Source organism: Verrucomicrobiota bacterium (assembly GCA_016871535.1).
Taxonomy (GTDB): domain Bacteria; phylum Verrucomicrobiota; class Verrucomicrobiia; order Limisphaerales; family SIBE01; genus VHCZ01.
The window spans coordinates 1-3,181 of the sequence record VHCZ01000416.1; the positions used below are offsets into that span (position 1 = coordinate 1).

Annotated in this window: 1 protein-coding gene; it reads right to left on the bottom strand. The window is 54.8% G+C overall.

Going from position 1 to position 3,181, the window contains the following annotated elements:
- Positions 1-349 precede the first annotated feature (349 nt).
- Complete coding sequence (locus tag FJ398_26980; protein MBM3841522.1) at positions 350-2,881, bottom strand: pyrroloquinoline quinone-dependent dehydrogenase; 2,532 nt, start codon at positions 2,879-2,881, stop codon at positions 350-352.
- Positions 2,882-3,181: the final 300 nt, after the last annotated feature.

Below are 3,181 nucleotides of genomic sequence, written 5' to 3' on the forward strand. Positions count from 1 at the left end.
TTGCGCCGAATCTCATCCTGAAGGGCCATGATCATGTTTTCTTTGTCCGAAATGGTGAGTGCTTTCATCGAGCGGATGATAACTCCGCTCAATCATATCGGCAATTACTTATGACGCTCTGTTTAGTGAAGAAAAAATCTCTCCCCTGGCCAAAACTCCTGGATTTGCTTCACCGCGCCACTCAGCACAGCGTGAAACTTATTCGCTGGCTGCGCGCCCATTTTTTCTCTCCAGCTTCCTGTAGCCAAGCCTTGGCCTCCCTGCGCCTACTTTATGCCAAATCTTGAACCGGAATCTTGGACACCATTCCATGACTTTCCAATTCATGACTTTCATCATGCCCCTTGAGTCACTCGCTGCCCACCGCCAAGGCGACCAACTCACCTTTGCCCTGGGCCGAGATGGTTGAGACGACCAGATATTGCCGGCCCCGGTGCAGATAGGTCATTGGGGTTCCCAACGGATAGGTGTCCAACTCGATTTGCGCGACAGCTTCTCCGGTCTTTTGGTCAAATGCATGAATCAGCGCTCCCGGCTTCTGCGGTTCGTCGTCGTAGGTTTTGTCCCGGAATTGACAGATGATGAACAAACCTCCGGTAAGAATGCCGCCGCCTTTTCCTTCCGACGACGCTCCTGCATACCCGAGCGGTCCGAGCTTCAAGTGACGGATCGCGGGGTGGTTTCTGGGACCATCTCCCAAAGGGATTTGCCACGCATGCTCGCCTCGGGTGAGGTCAATGGCTGTGACCCGGTAGTATGGCGGTTTGACGATCGGAAGCCCATCGGGTCCAGCAGTTCCGCCATAAGCAATATTGTAACGGAAAAACGATTCATCGCCCTCGGTCTTCTTGAGGTTGAATCCGAGGGGACGGGTCCATGATGGAACAAAGAGCCGGCCAGTATTGGGATCAACTGCGGAGCCAGCCCAATTCGCGCCGCCTCCCGCCCCGGGAAGGACGAGAGATCCCTTCTTGCCATTCACACCCGGAACACTTGGAGGAAGGAACATTGGGCCACGCCGCCACTTGCTCACGATCTCGATTGCTTTCTTCTTTATCTCGGGGGTGAAATCAACGAGGTCATCTTCAAAAATTGTCTGTCGTTCGAAGGCAGGCGGCTTGGTTGGGAACGGCTGCGTGGGCGACATCTTTTCGCCCGGAACATCGGACTCCGGAACGGCCCGTTCCTCAATCGGCCAGAGCGGCTTTCCATTCGACCGGTCAAAGACAAAGCAGAACCCCTGTTTGCTCACTTGCGCAACGGCTTTGATCGTCTGCCCATCTTTCTGGATATCCACCAGGTTGGGCCCGCTGCAAAAATCGTAATCCCAAAGGCCATGGTGCACCCCTTGAAAATGCCACACTCGTTTGCCGGTTTCCGCGTTCAGGCAGATGAGGCTCTCTCCAAAAAGTCCATCCCCCGGGCGATGTCCGCCGTAGTAATCGTTTGTCGGAGTTCCGAGCGGCACATAGACATAGCCGAGTTCCTCATCGGCGCTCAATGATGACCACGCATTGGCGCCGCCGGTGGTTTTCCACGACTCATCCTTCCACGTTTCGTTTCCGAACTCGCCCGGTTCCGGTATCGTCCTGAAGATCCACTTCATTTTTCCGGTGCGGACATCAAAACCGCGAATATGCCCCGGCGGGGTCGTTGGATGCGACGGATAATCAAACACGACGCAGCCGACCACGATCGTATCACGGCAGACGACCGGCGGTGAATTATAACCAAGTTGCGACTTATCGAACTTGCGGCCAATACCCTCGGTCAGATCCACAATGCCCCCAGAGCCAAAATTTGGATCGGGCTGGCCCGTCAACGCGTCCACCGACACTAATTGACGACCACCCGTCGCGATAAAAATCCGGTGGATCGTCCCATCCGTCCAATACTCAACGCCTCGATGCTGGAAACCCGAATTGGCTGGCCGGCCCAGCTCATAGCTCTTCGGATTGTACACCCAGATCGTTTTTCCAGACCCAGCGTCGATGGCGGCGATCTGACTGAAACTGGTGCTTGTGTAAAGCGCTCCTCCAATCATCAGAGGCGTCGGCTTGAACGCGCCGGGGCGGACCGCTGGATTCGCCCTGGCGATCTCGGCATCGACCGATTCCCACCGCCAGGCGATCCTGAGGTTTTTAAACGTGGCTCGATTGATTTGATTTAGGGACGAAAAACGGCTGTGGGCCCGGTCCCCGCCGTAATGACGCCACTCTCCAAATGCGCGATCGAACCGCGAATCCTCGATTTGGGCCTTGGGAATACTGGCGATGACTCCGCCTTGCACCGTTGGAGTTTCAAGCCTGGGAATGACCACGTTGCCGTCGAAGTCTGTGGACGCCTTTAGGGCGCCCGCAATGGGGTTCGTGGCGCCTTTCGAGTACGCCCCTTGCGTCAGCTCGTAACTGGCTTTAGCTCTCTCCTGGAGCCGCTTCAACGCCAGCCCAAAAACGTCAGGAATGAGATCGGGATTGCAAAACTGACAGCAGGTGCGCCACTTGAGATTTAATTTCTCATATTCTCCAAAACCTCCCGGATTCACCTGGTCCGACACCGGGCACCACACGGAACTCATGGCGCGGATAAAATTATTTTCCCACCGCGCAGATCGAGCGGCGCCAATGTAATTCTGCGGCGCCTTGATGAACTGATTCCGCGCCGAATCAGAACTGAATCGAAAACGAACACCCTGAAACTCAAAGTCAGCCACGGAAATGTCCGGCGCTTTCAAGGTCACCGGACACAAATCGGCTGCAGTTTGTTTCTCCTCGATGTTGACCTTCGAAAGGTCCACGGCATCGGGCGGAAGGAGCTGCGCCGTCGCGCTTACGCAACAGACAATGAGCGCCAGTATGGAAACACAAAGTTGATTTCTCATGATTTAACCATTTTCATTGAGGTGAACTTGTTCGGACGCTCACTCAGCCGCCCCCCAAATGTTAACGAGAGCATCGTGGAGGAAAATGATAGGAATTTGCTTTTTCACGGATTGAAGGGAGCGTAGCCGTCCGGGGTCAGGGCTTCAACAAGAATGGCCGGCGCAACGTTCTGGTCTGATTCTGGTCGGAAGGATTCTGGCCTACACAGAAGCGCATAAATAAAGCTATATAACTCTGATGAGAAGCGCGTTCTGAAAGGGTTTTCTCACGATTGCGTGTTTCGCGTTCCGACAGGAAGG

Excerpts from the sequence above, each read along its gene's own strand:
- FJ398_26980 (MBM3841522.1), bottom strand. The coding sequence starts at position 2,881 with ATGAGAAATCAACTTTGTGTTTCCATACTGGCGCTCATTGTCTGTTGC.